At 69.5% G+C, this 13,673-nt stretch carries 19 protein-coding genes; 12 read left to right on the top strand and 7 right to left on the bottom strand.

The genetic code is table 11. The features are described 5' to 3' along the window. The first annotated feature begins 91 nt into the window (after positions 1–91). Positions 92–271, top strand: a complete 180-nt coding sequence (locus ACFY9N_RS14605) for a hypothetical protein (RefSeq protein WP_391479527.1) — start codon at positions 92–94, stop codon at positions 269–271. On the opposite strand, the gene ACFY9N_RS14600 is transcribed toward ACFY9N_RS14605, so the two are convergent. Beyond that, complete coding sequence (locus ACFY9N_RS14600; RefSeq protein ID WP_391479525.1) at positions 249–1,217, bottom strand: SDR family oxidoreductase; 969 nt, start codon at positions 1,215–1,217, stop codon at positions 249–251. The genes ACFY9N_RS14605 and ACFY9N_RS14600 overlap by 23 nt on opposite strands. Before the next feature lie 123 nt (positions 1,218–1,340). On the opposite strand from ACFY9N_RS14600, the gene ACFY9N_RS14595 reads away from it, so the two are divergent. From ACFY9N_RS14595 to ACFY9N_RS14575, 5 genes are all read left to right on the top strand, one after another. Then, the gene (locus ACFY9N_RS14595) at positions 1,341–2,183 is read left to right on the top strand and encodes a helix-turn-helix transcriptional regulator (RefSeq protein ID WP_391479523.1); all 843 of its coding nucleotides are present in this window, start codon (positions 1,341–1,343) and stop codon (positions 2,181–2,183) included. Positions 2,184–2,313: 130 nt separating this feature from the next. Further along, positions 2,314–2,910: a sugar O-acetyltransferase gene (locus ACFY9N_RS14590; RefSeq protein WP_391479522.1), complete on the top strand. Its 597-nt coding sequence runs from the start codon at positions 2,314–2,316 to the stop codon at positions 2,908–2,910. Further along, positions 2,900–3,463 carry a TetR/AcrR family transcriptional regulator gene (locus ACFY9N_RS14585; protein ID WP_391479521.1) on the top strand — a complete coding sequence of 188 codons (564 nt, stop codon included), beginning with the start codon at positions 2,900–2,902 and terminating at the stop codon, positions 3,461–3,463. Before ACFY9N_RS14590 ends, ACFY9N_RS14585 begins: the two co-directional genes overlap by 11 nt. Before the next feature lie 13 nt (positions 3,464–3,476). After that, complete coding sequence (locus ACFY9N_RS14580) at positions 3,477–4,682, top strand: MFS transporter (protein ID WP_391479519.1); 1,206 nt, start codon at positions 3,477–3,479, stop codon at positions 4,680–4,682. 229 nt (positions 4,683–4,911) lie between these two features. After that, on the top strand, positions 4,912–5,244 hold the full coding sequence (locus ACFY9N_RS14575) for a hypothetical protein (protein WP_391479517.1): 333 nt from the start codon (positions 4,912–4,914) through the stop codon (positions 5,242–5,244). Here ACFY9N_RS14575 and pnuC read toward each other — a convergent pair. Together pnuC and ACFY9N_RS14565 are read right to left on the bottom strand one after the other, a co-directional pair. Further along, positions 5,156–5,902: a nicotinamide riboside transporter PnuC gene (gene pnuC, locus ACFY9N_RS14570; RefSeq protein ID WP_391479516.1), complete on the bottom strand. Its 747-nt coding sequence runs from the start codon at positions 5,900–5,902 to the stop codon at positions 5,156–5,158. The two genes, ACFY9N_RS14575 and pnuC, sit on opposite strands and share 89 nt — an antisense overlap. A gap of 2 nt (positions 5,903–5,904) precedes the next feature. After that, positions 5,905–6,423 carry a GNAT family N-acetyltransferase gene (locus ACFY9N_RS14565; RefSeq protein ID WP_391479514.1) on the bottom strand — a complete coding sequence of 173 codons (519 nt, stop codon included), beginning with the start codon at positions 6,421–6,423 and terminating at the stop codon, positions 5,905–5,907. Between the two features lie 231 nt (positions 6,424–6,654). Here ACFY9N_RS14565 and ACFY9N_RS14560 point away from each other — a divergent pair, with 231 nt between their 5' ends. Both ACFY9N_RS14560 and ACFY9N_RS14555 read left to right on the top strand, forming a co-directional pair. After that, positions 6,655–6,909 (top strand): ribbon-helix-helix protein, CopG family, encoded by a 255-nt coding sequence (locus ACFY9N_RS14560; protein WP_391479513.1) that lies wholly within the window; start codon positions 6,655–6,657, stop codon positions 6,907–6,909. Then, positions 6,906–7,283, top strand: a complete 378-nt coding sequence (locus ACFY9N_RS14555) for a type II toxin-antitoxin system VapC family toxin (RefSeq protein ID WP_391479512.1) — start codon at positions 6,906–6,908, stop codon at positions 7,281–7,283. The genes ACFY9N_RS14560 and ACFY9N_RS14555 overlap by 4 nt, the downstream gene beginning before the upstream one ends. Here ACFY9N_RS14555 and sigJ read toward each other — a convergent pair. Then, complete coding sequence (gene sigJ, locus ACFY9N_RS14550; protein WP_391479511.1) at positions 7,277–8,197, bottom strand: RNA polymerase sigma factor SigJ; 921 nt, start codon at positions 8,195–8,197, stop codon at positions 7,277–7,279. The genes ACFY9N_RS14555 and sigJ overlap by 7 nt on opposite strands. Positions 8,198–8,327: 130 nt before the next feature. On the opposite strand from sigJ, the gene ACFY9N_RS14545 reads away from it, so the two are divergent. After that, a complete protein-coding gene (locus tag ACFY9N_RS14545) occupies positions 8,328–9,080 on the top strand; it encodes an SDR family oxidoreductase (protein ID WP_391479510.1) in 753 nt (250 codons plus the stop codon). Positions 9,081–9,197: 117 nt separating this feature from the next. On the opposite strand, the gene ACFY9N_RS14540 is transcribed toward ACFY9N_RS14545, so the two are convergent. Beyond that, positions 9,198–10,115 carry a DUF808 domain-containing protein gene (locus ACFY9N_RS14540; RefSeq protein WP_391479508.1) on the bottom strand — a complete coding sequence of 306 codons (918 nt, stop codon included), beginning with the start codon at positions 10,113–10,115 and terminating at the stop codon, positions 9,198–9,200. A 136-nt stretch (positions 10,116–10,251) separates the two neighbouring features. Beyond that, positions 10,252–11,094 (bottom strand): hypothetical protein, encoded by an 843-nt coding sequence (locus tag ACFY9N_RS14535; RefSeq protein ID WP_391479507.1) that lies wholly within the window; start codon positions 11,092–11,094, stop codon positions 10,252–10,254. A 146-nt stretch (positions 11,095–11,240) separates the two neighbouring features. Here ACFY9N_RS14535 and msrB point away from each other — a divergent pair, with 146 nt between their 5' ends. The 3 genes from msrB to ACFY9N_RS14520 all read left to right on the top strand — a co-directional run bounded on the left by msrB (position 11,241) and on the right by ACFY9N_RS14520 (position 12,705). Beyond that, entirely contained in the window at positions 11,241–11,723 is a 483-nt protein-coding gene (msrB, locus tag ACFY9N_RS14530; RefSeq protein WP_391479505.1) for a peptide-methionine (R)-S-oxide reductase MsrB, read from the top strand. Next, complete coding sequence (gene msrA, locus ACFY9N_RS14525) at positions 11,720–12,265, top strand: peptide-methionine (S)-S-oxide reductase MsrA (RefSeq protein ID WP_391479503.1); 546 nt, start codon at positions 11,720–11,722, stop codon at positions 12,263–12,265. Before msrB ends, msrA begins: the two co-directional genes overlap by 4 nt. 200 nt (positions 12,266–12,465) lie before the next feature. Then, positions 12,466–12,705 (top strand): PLDc N-terminal domain-containing protein, encoded by a 240-nt coding sequence (locus tag ACFY9N_RS14520; protein WP_391479501.1) that lies wholly within the window; start codon positions 12,466–12,468, stop codon positions 12,703–12,705. A gap of 100 nt (positions 12,706–12,805) precedes the next feature. Here the strand turns inward: ACFY9N_RS14520 and ACFY9N_RS14515 are convergent, their stop codons facing one another. Then, complete coding sequence (locus ACFY9N_RS14515) at positions 12,806–13,615, bottom strand: alpha/beta fold hydrolase (protein ID WP_391479499.1); 810 nt, start codon at positions 13,613–13,615, stop codon at positions 12,806–12,808. Between the last annotated feature and the right edge of the window lie 58 nt (positions 13,616–13,673).

The raw sequence follows: 13,673 nt of genomic DNA, 5'->3' as shown, positions 1-13,673 counted from the left end.
TTTCGAATCGCTCACTTTTCAGTCGTCGGCGCCGGAAAACCGCGAAGTGAGCGATTCGAAAGCGGCCCGGCCGGGAATCTAGGCTGGAGGCATGACCAAGAACCTCTGGACCATCCTCGGCGTCATCGTGGCGATCGTGATCGCCTGGTGGATCGTGAGCGCACTGTTCTCGCTCCTGTGGTTCTTCGCCAAGCTCGGCATCGTGGCGGTCGTCGCCGTCGTGGTCTTCCTCGTCCTGCGCGGACTGTTCAGCTCGAAGTCGACCGACTGACCGAAGCATCCGGGAACACGACGCCGGTCAGTTCCTCCGAAAGACTCCAGATCCGCGCGGCATCCGTCTCGCTGCGCAGCCGCGAGTACATCGGCTGCTCCGCGGGAGCGCCGCCAAGATGCCCGGGCCCCTTCGGGCCGTAGAAGCGGCGGGCCCGGGCATCCGCTGATGTCGCTGCGTACAGTGCCGGTAGCGCGGCCGTCTCCGGCGTGCCGACCAGGATGCCGCGCGCCGACGCCCACCGGATCATACGCACGCCGACCGTGTCCTGCGCCCGCCCCAGCTCGGGGCGGGCCGCGAGCAGGCTCGTCGGGGCGATGCCCGGGTGCGACAGGTTGCTCGTGATCCCCCAGCCGTGCGCCTCGCTGCGGCGGTCGAGTTCGAGGCCGAACATCCCGAACGCGATCTTCGACTGGCTGTACGCGCGCCCACCGTTGTACGCGCGCTCCCAGTTCGGGTCGGCCCAGTTGATGGCGCCCTGATTCGCGGCGACGCTCACCTGCGACGTGATGCGTGCCCGCCCGGCGCGTAGCAGCGGCAGCAGATGGCCGACGAGTGCGAAGTGGCCGAGGTGATTGGTGCCGAACTGCAGCTCGAAACCGTCGGCGGTGGTCTGGCGATCGGGCGGGGTCATCACCCCGGCGTTGTTCACGAGCAGATGGATCGGCCGTCCGTCGGCTCGTAGGCTCTCGCCGAGCGCAGCGACGGATGCCAGCGAAGAGAGGTCGAGCGCGGCGACCTGCACGCGCGCATCGGGGGTGATGGCGCGAATGGCGGATGCCGCGGCCTCGCCCTTCGTCGGATTGCGCACGGGCAGCACGATCTCGGCGCCGGCGGCGGCCAGGCGGGTCGCGATGCGCAGCCCGATGCCGTCGCTGCCTCCCGTGACGACGGCGCGGCGGCCGGAGAGGTCGGGGATCTCGATGTCGATCGGTGTGCGGGTCATGATGCTCCTTCGTGGTCTGTCTCCAGCGTGCGACCTCGGCCGCGGCGCATCCAGGACTCCTCATGCAGTGGATACGCGCCGATCGCGGATGCGAGGATCGGTGCGGCGAAAGGACGGTGCCGGATGGCGATCGACAGAGAGGCGTTGGCGGGCTTTCTGCGACTGCGCCGAGACAGTCTGCAGCCGGAGGACGTCGGCCTGCACCGCGGTCAGCGCCGCCGCACCGAGGGGCTGCGGCGGGAGGAGGTCGCGGCGCTCAGCCACATGTCGGCCGACTACTACGCGCGGCTCGAGCGGGGTGATGGGCCGTTGCCGTCCGAGCAGATGCTCGCGTCGATCGCGCAGGGGTTGCACCTCACGATCGACGAGCGCGACCACCTGTTCCGGCTCGCGGGGCATCAGCCGCCGCCGCGCGGAGGAGCGAGCGATCACATCGGGCCCGGCATGCTGCGCATCTTCGACCGCTTGGGTGACACCCCGGCCGAGATCGTCAGTGAACTCGGCGAGACCCTGCGGCAGACGCCGCTCGGGATCGCGCTGACGGGCGACGCGTCGGCGCTGCGCGGACCCGAGCGCAGTCTCGGCTACCGCTGGTTCAGCGACCCGCGCACCCGTGATCTGTACGCGGCGGAGGAGCACGACCACCTTTCGCGGCTCTGGGTATCTGGCCTGCGCGAGGTGATCGCGCGGCGGGGTCCGGAGTCGCGGGCCGCGGCGCTCGCCGATGCGCTGCACGCGCAGAGCGCGGAGTTCCGGGCGCTGTGGGAGACGCACGAGGTGGGGGTGCGTCCGCGCGAGATGAAGCACTTCGTGCACCCGGAGCTCGGGGCGCTCGAGCTCACCTGCCAGAGCCTGCTCGATCCCGAGCAGTCCCAGGCGCTGCTGGTGTACACGGCGATCCCGGGCAGCGAGAGCCACGAGAAGCTTCGGATGCTGTCGGCCCTGGCGCCTCGCATCGCCGTCTGAGCATCCCCGCCCCCGGCGTTCGAATCGCTCACTTGGCGGTTTTCTGCGGGAGACCTCTGCAAAGTGAGCGATTCGAAAGCCGTGTCACCATGTGCGTACGAACGTACGCACATGGTGCTACCCTCGATCCATGACCGATTACTTCGCGGGCGACCCCCGCACGCATCGGGAGCGGATGCTCGCCGGCGACCTGTACCTCGGCGACGACCCCGAGCTCGCCGCCCGTACGGCCCGCGCCGCGCGCCTCGCCGACCTCTACCATCGGCAGACGATCTCCGGAGATCCAGCCGCCCGCGGCTGGCTCGAAGACCTCATCGGCGACCTCGGCGAAGACGTCGCGATCCGCCCGCCCCTGCACGTCGACTACGGCGACCACATCTCGATCGGCGCCCGCACCTTCGTGAACTTCAACCTCACCGCGCTCGACGTCGCGACGATCACGATCGGCGCCGACTGCCAGATCGGTCCGAACGTGCAGCTGCTCACGCCCACGCATCCGATCGATCCGACGATGCGCCGCGACAAGCTCGAGGCCGCCGAGCCCATCGTCATCGGCGACAACGTGTGGCTCGGCGGGGGAGTGATCGTCTGCCCCGGGGTGACCATCGGCGAGAACTCCGTGATCGGCGCAGGCGCCGTCGTCACCCGTGACATCCCGGCGAACGTCATCGCGGTCGGCAACCCGGCGCGCGTGATCCGCGAGATCGAGGCATCCGATGGTGCCTGAACCGGGCAGCCGGCGGGGGCGCCAGAACGACCCCGAGCGCCGCGACCGCATCATCGACGCGTGCCTCGACGTGATCGCCGAGTCGGGCGTCGCGGGCGCTTCGCACCGCCGCATCGCCGCGGCCGCCGACGTGCCGCTCGGCTCGATGACCTACTATTTCGACGGCATCGACGAACTGCTGCGCGAGGCGTTCACCCGCTTCGGCACCGAGATCAGCGAGCGGTTCGAGAAGCGGATGGCGGCGGCATCCGACCTCGAGTCCGCACGCGAGGCCGTCGTCGCCATCATCCTGAGGGACGTCTTCGGCAACCCCCGCGAGCACGTGCTCTCGCACGAGCTCTACACGCTCGCGGCCCGCGAACCGGCCTACCGCGCCCTGACGACCGCGTGGATGCAGCGCAGCCGCGACGCCCTCGAGCGCTGGTTCGATCCCGAGACCGCGCGCATCCTCGACGCCCTGATCGAAGGCCTCTCGATCCACCGCGCCCTCGATGACCAGCGCCGCGACCCCGCCGAGGTCGCTCTCGCTGTCGCCCGCATCACCACGCGCTGAGCCCAGGAACGACATGACCACCACCACCGCACCCACGCGCGCAGATCGTCGCGCCCGTGGCGCCGTCGCCGCACTCTTCCTCACCAACGGCGCGCTGTTCGCCAACATCCTGCCGCGCTACCCCGAGATCAAGGAACAGCTCGGCCTCGACAACACCGTCTACGGTCTCGCCGTCGCCTCGTTCCCGGTGGGAGCGATCGTGGCGGGCCTCGCCGCCGCCGCTCTGATCCGGCGCTTCGGTTCGGCCAAGGTCGCCGTCATCGGCACGGTGCTCACGAGCGGCGGCGTGCTCGCCGCCGGACTCGCACCCAGCGTGCTGCTGTTCGCGCTCGGGCTCTTCGTCGGCGGCGCGATGGATGCCATCACCGATGTCGCGCAGAACGCCCACGGTCTGCGCGTGCAGCGCGGCTACGGACGCTCGATCCTCAACTCGTTCCATGCCGTGTGGTCGATCGGCGCGGTGCTCGGCGGGTCGATGGCCGCGGGGGCGATCGCGCTCGGCGTGCCGATCGGGGTGCACCTCGCGATCTCGGCCGTGCTGTTCTCCGCCGTGTCGTTGACAGCGTTGCGGTTCTGCCTGCCCGGACTCGATGCGGCTTCGTTGGCCGCCGACGAAGAGGCGGTGGCGGACCCGGGTGAGGTGCAGGCGGCGGTGCGCGCCGGCATCCGCCCTCGTGTGGTCCTGATGCTGATCGCGCTGGTGATCATCGCGATGGCGGGCACGATCGTCGAAGACGCGGGCAACTCGTGGGCGACCCTTTACCTTGGCTCGCTCGGGGCTCCGGCGGCGATCGCTGCGACCGGATTCATCGCTCTCGTCGGAGCGCAGTTCGTCGGACGCCTGCTCGGCGACGGCCTCGTCGACCGCTTCGGGCAGCGCCTCGTGGCGCGGGCCGGTGGGGTGATCGTGGTGGTCGGCATGGGAGTCGCTCTCGCGTTCCCCACGATCCCCGGCACGATCATCGGCTTCGCGGCCGCCGGGTTCGGCGTCGCGACGCTGGTTCCGGCGGCGATGAACGAGGCGGACGTGCTGCCGGGGCTGCGTCACGGCACCGGCCTGACTGTCGTCTCGTGGCTGATGCGCCTCGGATTCCTGCTGTCGCCGCCCGTCGTGGGCCTGATCGCCGATGCGACCAGCCTGCGCGTGGGGTTGCTGCTCATCCCCGCGGTCGGCGTGGCTGTCGTGCTGTTCGCCGGGGTGTTGCGCCGGCGCGCATGACTCCTCAGAATCGGTCTGGATTCGGTCGGATCCAGCCGAATCCGGCTCGGGCGCTCCGTTTCTGAGGAGTTATGAACGCTCGCGACCTCACACCCACCCCGCCCGCGTCGTCATCCCGGGTATGAGACGACTCCACTTCCTCGCCCTCGCCTTCTCGACCCTCCTCGCCCTCTTCGACGGAGGCTGGGCGTACTTCGCGGCGCAGAGCTTCTAAGACTCGTTCCCCGGCGTGCTCGGATCGTGGGTCTCGGTCGACGGCCCGTTCAACGAGCACCTTATCCGCGACGTCGGCGCGATGTACCTCGCACTCGGCGCGGCGAGCATCGGTGGACTCGTGTGGCGGCATCCGATCGTCTCCCGCGTGCTCGGCCTCGCCTGGACGGTCTTCGGCACCCTGCACTTCGCGTACCACGCGCTGCACCTCGCGCACATGCCGCTCGAGTCGGCCATCGGGGAGATGGTCGCGCTCGGGATCAGTCTGCTGCTGGGGGTCGTCCTGCTGATCCCCGCCCGCGACCCCGAGGGGCTTTCTGAACCGGGATCAGTCCGGTCTGCGCAGTGAGGATCGGTTCGACGGCACGGCGTTGGGTGCGCATCCACACCACGAAACCGACCGCGGTGAACCCGCCGTAGAAGACGTACATGAGTCCGGTGGCGTAGTACCCCGAACTGAACAGCAGGGGCACGCCCACCACGTCGACGGCGATCCAGATCAACCAGAACTCGGTCCAGCCCTTGGCCATGCCGTAGGTCGCGAGCAGTGAGCCGACGAAGGTCCAGGCGTCGGCCCAAACGGGCTCCCACGAGCCGAGCGCCCGGAAGAGCGGGGTCAGCGCGACGGAACCGATGACCATCGCGAGCACCAGTCCGATGCGCGCGCCCGTCGGAGCCCACCGCGGTTGGATCCGCCCGCCCTCGGCCTGGCGCCACCGCACCCAGCCGTAGATCGCGATGGCGATGAACATGATCTGACGCCCCGCCTGTCCGAGCAGGTGCGGCAGGGAGTGGTCGGGGCTGAGCACCGATCCGAGGAACACGGTAAGCAGCAGCACGTTGCCGATGATGCCGACGGGCCAGGCCCAGATGCGTCGGCGCATGCCGCCGATCGCGCTCGCGAGCCCGAAGGCGTTGCCGACGACCTCACGCACGAGGAGCGTCTGCCCGCCGGGCAGCACCCAGTTCGAGTTGAACGCCTCGACGAGCCAGTTCAGGGGATCCATGATCAGGATGCCGGGGCGGGGGTGGCCCGCTCGTCGAGCGTGATCTGCAGGAAGGTGAGGTCGAGCCAGCGTCCGAACTTGGCGCCGACCTGCGGCATCCGTCCGACCTCGACGAAGCCGAGCTTCTCGTGCAGGGCGACCGACGCGGCGTTGCCGCTCTCGACCGCGGCGACCATCACGTGCACGCCCTGCGCACGGGCGCGTGCGAGGAGTTCGGTCATGAGGATGCGCCCGATGCCACGGCCCTGCTGGCCCTCGCGCACGTAGACCGAGTGCTCGACCGTGTGTCGGAACCCGCTGTGGGGCCGCCACCGGCCGAACGACGCGTAGCCGAGCACGCCCGTGTCGTCGGTCGCGACGATCACCGGGAATCCGTCGCACGAGCGCTCACCGAGCCACGCGGCCCGGTCGTCGACGTCGACGGGGTCCTCGTTCCAGATCGCGGTGGTGTGCACCACGGCGTGGTTGTGTATCTCGGTGAGCGCCTCGAGGTCGGCGACTCCGGCATCCCTGATCTGCACGGGGTTCTCCTGGGTCTGCGCTGCGGGAAGCGCATCGCCGACGGTATCAGGATGCGGGGCGCTCGGTGCGCCAGTTCTCCTGCACAGGGGCACGATTGCGCGGACTTCTTCTCGATCCGCGACCGGGTGCGGGATCGTCGTCGATCGACGCCCAGAAGTCGTCAGGATGGGCGGATGCACCCTCCCCCGTCCCTATCGCGCGAAGGAGACGCGATGTATAGTCCTTACATCATGAGCCTGAAGCGTACGCAGATCTCTCTGAGCGACGACGACCGTCGCGTGCTCGACGCCGTCTCGAGTCGGACGGGGATGTCGATGAGCCTCCTCATCCGACAGGCGATCCATGCGACGTACGGCAACGTCGATCAGGAGGACGCGACGAAGCGGGCGCTCGCCGCGACCTTCGGTGCGCTGACCACCGACCGATCGGGCGAGCAGCTCGTCGACGGCATCCGCTCCGGACGCCGCCTCTCTACGCATTCATGATCAGCCTCATCGACACGTCCGTCCTGATCGACCACACTCGCGGGGTCGTCGGCGCGCATCAGGCTCTCCTCGCGGCGGTCGATCGAGGCGCCCTGCATTCGAGCGAGATCGTGCGCACCGAGCTGCTCGTGCTGATCCGCGATCACGAACTCGCACGCATCGCGCCGCTGATCGACCAGATCATCTGGCATCCGGTCGATCGCCCTGTCGCGGAACGGGCGGGCGAACTCGGCCGACGGTGGCTCCACGCGTTCTCGGGCATCGACGCCGCAGATTTCATCGTCGCGGCGACCACCGACCTGCTCGGGGCCGAGCTGCTCACACGCAACGTGAAGCACTTCCCGATGTTCGACGGGCTCACTCCGCCTTACTGAGCTGCGGGGCGCTCGGTGCGCCAGTGCGAGAGCTTGTGCGGGTTCATCATGATCCAGACGCGGGTCACGGCTTCGTCGGCGACGCTGAGGTTGACGACCGACACGACCTCGCCGTACTCGCGGAAGAGGAAGGCGAGTCCGTCGCCGGTCTCGACTTCTTCCAGCCGCATGTCGGGGCGCTTGGCGGCGATACCGAGCAGGAACCGGGCGACGCGATCGGCACCCGAGACGACGTTGAGCGCGGCGCGCACGACTCCGCCGCCGTCGCTGTGCAGCTCGACGTCGGGGGCGAGCACCCGCAGCAGCTGCTCGATGCCGCCCGATCGGCTCGCGTGCTGGAACGCCCGCACCACCCGATCGTGCTCGGCGCGCGGGACCACGCTCGTGCGGTTCTCGCGCACGTGCCGCCGTGCCGCCGTCGCGAGCTGACGGACGGCCGCCGACGACCGCCCGAGGATCTCGGCGATCTCGGGGAACGGCACGTCGAAGATGTCGTGCAGCACGAACGCCACCCGCTCGGCCGGCGTCATCGACTCGAGCACCACGAGTAGCGCGGTCGACACCGAGTCGTCGAGGGCGACCCGCTCGAGAGGGTCGTCGACAACGGATGCCGTGACCCGCTCCCCGCCCACGAACAGGTCGAGCGGCACCGGTTCGGGCAGCCACTGCCCGACGTACTGCTCCCGTCGTCGCCGCGCCGAGGTGAGCAGGTCGAGCGAGATGCGGCTCGCGACCGTGGTCAGCCACCCGGCCGGGTTGAGGATGCCGGCGCGCTCGGCATCCGTCATCCGATACCAGCGCACGTACGTCTCCTGCACGACGTCTTCGGCATCGGACAGGGTGCCGGTCATCCGGTAGGCGAGGGAGGTGAGGCGACGGCGTTCGCCGAACACGTCGTCCTGGTGGTGATCCACGGTCTCTCCTCGTCGGGCACCGTCGAAGCCGGGGTGCTCTCGAAGACTACCGACCTCACACATCGCCGCCCTGCATCGTCGGACATGTGACAGGGTGACGCGCAGGGCACCCCGAACGAGAGGAACACCCATGAGGATCGCCGTCGCCGGAGGCACCGGAACCGTCGGACGTCACGTCACCCGCATCGCCCGCGAGGCCGGGCACGATGTCGTCGTGCTCTCGCGGGCGAACGGGGCGAACGTGCTCACCGGCGAGGGGGTGGCCGAAGCGCTCGCCGGAGCGGATGCCGTCATCGACGTCACCAGCATCATGACCCTGTCGGAGAAGAAGGGGCGGGAGTTCTTCGAGACGGGTACGCGCACCTTGCTCGCGGCCGAGGCCCAGGCCGGGGTGGCCCACCACGTGGCGCTCTCGATCGTGGGGATCGACGGCATCGACACCGCCTACTACGCCGCGAAGCTCGCCCAGGAGCGGGCGGTCGCGGCGGGTTCGATCCCGCACACGATCGTGCGCGCCGGACAGTTCCACGAGTTCGCGGGGCAGGTGCTCGCGCAGATCTCCGGTCCCTTCGCGATCGCGCCGCGCACTCTCATGCGTCCGGTCGCCGCGCGGGAGGTGGCTGCGCATCTCGTGCGCGTGGTCGAGGGGGCGCCGGTGGGGCGGGCACAGGATCTCGTCGGTCCGCGCGACGAGACCCTCGCCGACGTCGCTCGGCGGCAACTCGCCTTCGACGGCATCCGTCGCCGGGTGCTCGACGTGCGGCTGCCCGGTGCCTACGGTCGCGGCTTGGCGTCGGGCGCGCTGCGCGGCGGGCCCGACGCGTTGCAGGGCGAGATCACGTTCGACGAGTGGCTGCGCAGCGCCGATCACGCGCGGGGCTGAGCGCGCCGACGTCCATAACTCCGGAGACTCTGCCGCCGACCGCCCGGAACCGGCGGCAGCAGCACCGGAGGCAGCGATTCTTACGGAGTTATGCACACGCCAGCACGGACGAACCGATCAGGCGTGCACGTCGGCGGGCGACTCCTCGCCTTCGTGGAAGTTCGGCTTCTTGCCGAAGAGCTTCGCGATGCCGAGCACGATCCCGACGATCACGAGACCGGCGGCCAGGCCGGCGATCGCCGAGAAGAGGGTGTCGCCGATCCAGACGATGACGGCCCCAGCCGGCTCGAGGGCGTGCTCGATGGCGTGCAGGATGTCGGCGCCGAAATGCACGCCCACCTCGCCCAGATTGACGAGCAGCAGGTGCCCGCCGACCCAGAGCATCGCGACCGTGCCGAGGATGCTGATGAAGCGGAACACGCCGGGCATCGACCGCACGATGCGCATGCCCGTGTGGCGCACGCGCTTCTCGCGGTTCTTCGCCATCTTGAGGCCGATGTCGTCGATCTTCACCAGCAGTGCGACCGCGCCGTAGACGACGCCGGTCATGATGAGGGCGATGACCGCGAGGATCGCGAGGGTGGTCCAGATGTCGAGGCCGGCCTCGAGGTTCGACAGCGAGATGAGCATGATCTCGGTCGAGAGGATCAGGTCGGTGCGCACGGCGCCCCACACGAGTTTGTTCTCGTTGCGGGCGCCCTCGTCGGCGTGGCCGTGCTGCACGCCGAACCATTCGAGCACCTTCTCGGCGCCCTCGAAGCAGAGGTACGCGCCGCCGAGGATCAGCAGGAAGGGCAGCACGAACGGCGCGAAGGCGGTGAGCAGCAGCGCCACCGGGATGATGATGAGGAACTTGTTCGCCAGCGACCCGACGGCGATCTTTGCGACGACCGGCAGCTCACGCGCGGGCGTGATGCCCTGCACGTACTGCGGAGTGACGGCGGCGTCGTCGATCACGACGCCCGCAGCCTTGGCCGAAGCCTTCATCGCCGCGCTCAGGATGTCGTCGACGACGGCGAGCAGACCAACCGACATGTGCGTCCCCCAGGGTGTGTGTGCAGACGAGACACTCTATCGAGTCGGCGCGTCTTCACACGTCGCCGAAGAGATCTCGGAGCTCGGCGGCGTAATCCACGCGATCAGCCTGGAGGCGGACCGATCGGGCCCCGGTTCACCCGGACGTCTGCCCGTTGTCGACGAACACCCCGACGCGGTCGCCGTCGAGCACGAACTGCACGCCGCGCGCCTCGGGGAACCGGGCGCGGAGCGTCTCGGGCGCCTCGCTCCGCAGCGGGACTTCGATGGTCGCCGAGAACGCGCCGGCGCTGCATCCGCTGTAGATGGGGCCGTCGAAGCCCCACGACGTGGCGTCGAAGGAGTCGACCGCCGGTACCTGCTCCGTCGGCACGGCCATGATGCACACGTCGCCGACGCCGGTGCCTCCGCCCCCGAAACCGCCCTCGGCGTGGAAGATCGTGAGGCCGTAGAAGTCGTAGACGGGTGTGTCTTCCGAGGCGCCGAAGAAGCCGTGCGGCACCGCGGTCGCCGTGGTGGGGTGCAGTGTCGCGACCTGGGGCACGCCCGACGATGCCGACACCGGCGCGACGGCGGTGAGCGCGTAGGTCACGCCGGCGGCCGCGGCGGCGGAGGCGACGACCGAGAGCGCCCAGAGCACGCGCCGCCGACGGGGAGCGGATGCCGTCGCCCCGACGCGAGCGTCGTCGTCGGGTTCCTCGCGGGGTTGCCACCATTCGCTCTCGCTGCCCTCGTCGGTGGGGTCGGCGATGGCCGTCGGTGAGCTGTCGGCGGAAAGCTGCTCGGCGGGCGCGGCATCCGCTTCTTCCTCGCCGACCGTCGGGTCCGAGGGATCCGTCGGGCCGGTGACCTCCGCACGACGTGCCGCCTCGAGCTCGCGCAGACGTCGCATCGCCGCACGGTCGGTCGTGATGTCGGCCTTCGGGCCGTAGGCGCGGGCGCGGAGTGACCGCAGCTCGGCTTCGTTCTCGGCATCCATCCCCGGAATCGTCTCATGTCCGCGCGCTCGAGCGACGACGAAAAACTCACAGCCCGCTCTCAGCCCGGCGGGACCAAAACGGAGCGCTGCCTGGTTGACAACAGAGACGTCGCAGCCAGCGGCGTCCAGCAAAGGAGACACAGACCATGTCGAACGACTTCCGCAAGACGCCCGAGGCCGTCAGCGACCTCACACACCTGCAGTACGAGGTCACGCAGGAGGACGCCACCGAGCCGCCCTTCCGCAACGCGTACTGGAACAACCACGACGCCGGCATCTACGTCGACGTCGTCTCGGGCCAGCCCCTGTTCAGCTCCACCGACAAGTTCGACAGCGGAACCGGATGGCCGAGTTTCACGAAGCCCATCGAGGCGGATGCCGTGACCACCCGCACCGACCGCTCGCTGTTCATGAAGCGCACCGAGGCGCGATCCACCGGGGCCGACAGTCACCTCGGGCACGTCTTCGACGACGGCCCGCGCGACGCGGGAGGCCTGCGCTACTGCATGAACTCCGCGGCCCTGCGTTTCATCCCCGCCGACCAGCTCGACGAAGAGGGGTACGGTCGCTACAGCGGCCTCTTCTCCGCCGACGGCACCCCCACCCACGACTCCGAGGAGCAGTCATGACCGACGACACCGGAACCATCACCCGCACCCCCGGCACCGAGACGGCGGTCCTCGCCGGCGGTTGTTTCTGGGGCATGGAAGACCTGATCCGCCGCCAGCCCGGCGTGCTCGACACCCGGGTCGGATACACGGGCGGCCAGAACGCCCACGCGACCTACCGCAACCACCCCGGTCACGCCGAGGCGGTCGAGATCGTCTTCGACCCGAGCAAGACGACGTACCGCGACATCCTGGCGTTCTTCTTCCAGATCCACGACCCGTCGACGCTCGACCGTCAGGGCAACGACATCGGCTCGAGTTACCGTTCGGCGATCTTCCCGCTCAGCTCCGAGCAGCAGCAGGTCGCCCGCGACACCATCGCCGACGTCGATGCCTCGGGTCTCTGGCCGGGCAAGGCCGTCACCACGATCGAGGCCGAGGGCCCGTTCTGGGAGGCCGAGCCCGAGCACCAGGACTACCTGATCAAGTACCCGAACGGCTACACCTGCCACTTCCCGCGCGCGGGATGGGTGCTGCCGAAGCGCGCCGAGACCGCCGTCTGAGTCTCGGTCCGGGCCCGTCGTCTCCTCTCTGGGAGGCGGCGGGCCTTTCGCGTGCGGTTGACGCGCGCTTCCGGTCGCATGAACGGCTCGTCTGAGGCGCCAGATCAGCCCTTTGCGCGACCGGAGCGCGCGGTGCAGCCATTCGCGCGACCGGAAGGACGTGGGATGCTGGTCGTCCGACCGCCCGAGGAGACTCCCGCATGGATGCCAACCCGCTCATCCCCACCGCGTTCGACGTCGCCGTCAGCGTGGTGTGGCTCATCGTGTGCGCTTACGCGGTGGTCGCGTTCATCTCCGTGGTGCGGGATCGCCGCGTCGTCGGCATCCGCTTCCTGCTGTGGTTCCTCGTGATCGCGCTCGTGCCCGTCATCGGCCCGACCGCCTGGTTCGTGCTGCGCCGACGCGAGGCCGAGTCAGTGGCGCGCCCACCCGCCGGCTGACGCACGCTCCGCAGGAGATCTCACTCTCTGCAGGAGCGGATGCTGAGATCGATTCTGCAGAGCGCGAGATCTCCTCCGCAACGCGCGACGGGAGCAGGAGTCAGCGCTCGCCGAGGAATCCCACCGCCGCCTCCTTGAACGCCCGAGAGCCGGGAGCGTTGAAGTGGTTGCGATCGGGGATCTCGAAGAAGCGGGCGTCGGGAGCGGCGGATGCCAGGGCGCGTGATCCTTCGATGATCGCGTCCTTCGACCCGGTCGCGAACAGCATCGGGCGGGTGGGGGCATCCGCCGGATCGGGGTCGATCGACCCGGACGCCCGCATCCCCTCGGCCAGCGCGACGAGCGCACGCAGATCGTTGCCGGGCACCCGCTCGGTGAGGGCGATGTAGTTCTGGGTCGTCGGGTCGGCGACCGGCGTGCCGTCGGCGATGTACGCGCGCACCTGATCGAGATCGAGGCGGGCGAGGGGGATGCCGTCGGGCACCCCGCCGAGCACGGCGCGGCCGATGCGGTGCGGCAGTTCCTTCATGACCTCCCAGCCGACACGCGCGCCCAGCGAATAGCCGACGTACACAGCGTCATCGACGAGATAGGCGTCCATCACGGCCTCGACATCGGTGACGAGGGTGCGGATGCTGTAGTCCTCCGGCTGGTGCGGCCTCTCGCTGAGCCCGTGCCCGCGCTGGTCGAGGGCGAGCACACGGTACCCGGCCTTCGTGAGCTCGCGCACCCACCCGGTCAGGACCCAGTTGTCGCGCGCGTTCGACGCGAACCCGTGCACGATCACGACGACGGGAGCGTCGAGATCTCCCCACGTGTACGTCGCGAGGCGCGTGCCGTCGGCGGCGTAGACCTGCTGGGGTTCGGGCATGCGGGTGAGGTCGGAGAGCGGAACAGCCACGGCATCCATTCTCCTCCCGCGCCGGGGCCCTTCGTCTCGCTTCGCTCGCTCAGGAACCGAATAAACA

The sequence above is a fragment of the Microbacterium sp. NPDC008134 genome (assembly GCF_042957055.1).
Lineage (GTDB): Bacteria > Actinomycetota > Actinomycetes > Actinomycetales > Microbacteriaceae > Microbacterium.
The sequence above is the reverse complement of the archived record's forward strand: the minus strand, read 5'-3'. Positions and strand labels throughout refer to the sequence as shown.

Excerpts from the sequence above, each read along its gene's own strand:
- ACFY9N_RS14605 (WP_391479527.1), top strand. The coding sequence starts at position 92 with ATGACCAAGAACCTCTGGACCATCCTCGGCGTCATCGTGGCGATCGTG.
- ACFY9N_RS14590 (WP_391479522.1), top strand. The coding sequence starts at position 2,314 with ATGACCGATTACTTCGCGGGCGACCCCCGCACGCATCGGGAGCGGATG.
- ACFY9N_RS14555 (WP_391479512.1), top strand. The coding sequence starts at position 6,906 with ATGATCAGCCTCATCGACACGTCCGTCCTGATCGACCACACTCGCGGG.
- ACFY9N_RS14580 (WP_391479519.1), top strand. The coding sequence starts at position 3,477 with ATGACCACCACCACCGCACCCACGCGCGCAGATCGTCGCGCCCGTGGC.
- ACFY9N_RS14535 (WP_391479507.1), bottom strand. The coding sequence starts at position 11,094 with ATGGATGCCGAGAACGAAGCCGAGCTGCGGTCACTCCGCGCCCGCGCC.
- pnuC (WP_391479516.1), bottom strand. The coding sequence starts at position 5,902 with ATGGATCCCCTGAACTGGCTCGTCGAGGCGTTCAACTCGAACTGGGTG.
- ACFY9N_RS14600 (WP_391479525.1), bottom strand. The coding sequence starts at position 1,217 with ATGACCCGCACACCGATCGACATCGAGATCCCCGACCTCTCCGGCCGC.
- ACFY9N_RS14545 (WP_391479510.1), top strand. The coding sequence starts at position 8,328 with ATGAGGATCGCCGTCGCCGGAGGCACCGGAACCGTCGGACGTCACGTC.
- ACFY9N_RS14540 (WP_391479508.1), bottom strand. The coding sequence starts at position 10,115 with ATGTCGGTTGGTCTGCTCGCCGTCGTCGACGACATCCTGAGCGCGGCG.
- ACFY9N_RS14585 (WP_391479521.1), top strand. The coding sequence starts at position 2,900 with ATGGTGCCTGAACCGGGCAGCCGGCGGGGGCGCCAGAACGACCCCGAG.
- ACFY9N_RS14560 (WP_391479513.1), top strand. The coding sequence starts at position 6,655 with ATGAGCCTGAAGCGTACGCAGATCTCTCTGAGCGACGACGACCGTCGC.
- msrA (WP_391479503.1), top strand. The coding sequence starts at position 11,720 with ATGACCGACGACACCGGAACCATCACCCGCACCCCCGGCACCGAGACG.
- ACFY9N_RS14595 (WP_391479523.1), top strand. The coding sequence starts at position 1,341 with ATGGCGATCGACAGAGAGGCGTTGGCGGGCTTTCTGCGACTGCGCCGA.
- msrB (WP_391479505.1), top strand. The coding sequence starts at position 11,241 with ATGTCGAACGACTTCCGCAAGACGCCCGAGGCCGTCAGCGACCTCACA.
- ACFY9N_RS14515 (WP_391479499.1), bottom strand. The coding sequence starts at position 13,615 with ATGGATGCCGTGGCTGTTCCGCTCTCCGACCTCACCCGCATGCCCGAA.
- ACFY9N_RS14520 (WP_391479501.1), top strand. The coding sequence starts at position 12,466 with ATGGATGCCAACCCGCTCATCCCCACCGCGTTCGACGTCGCCGTCAGC.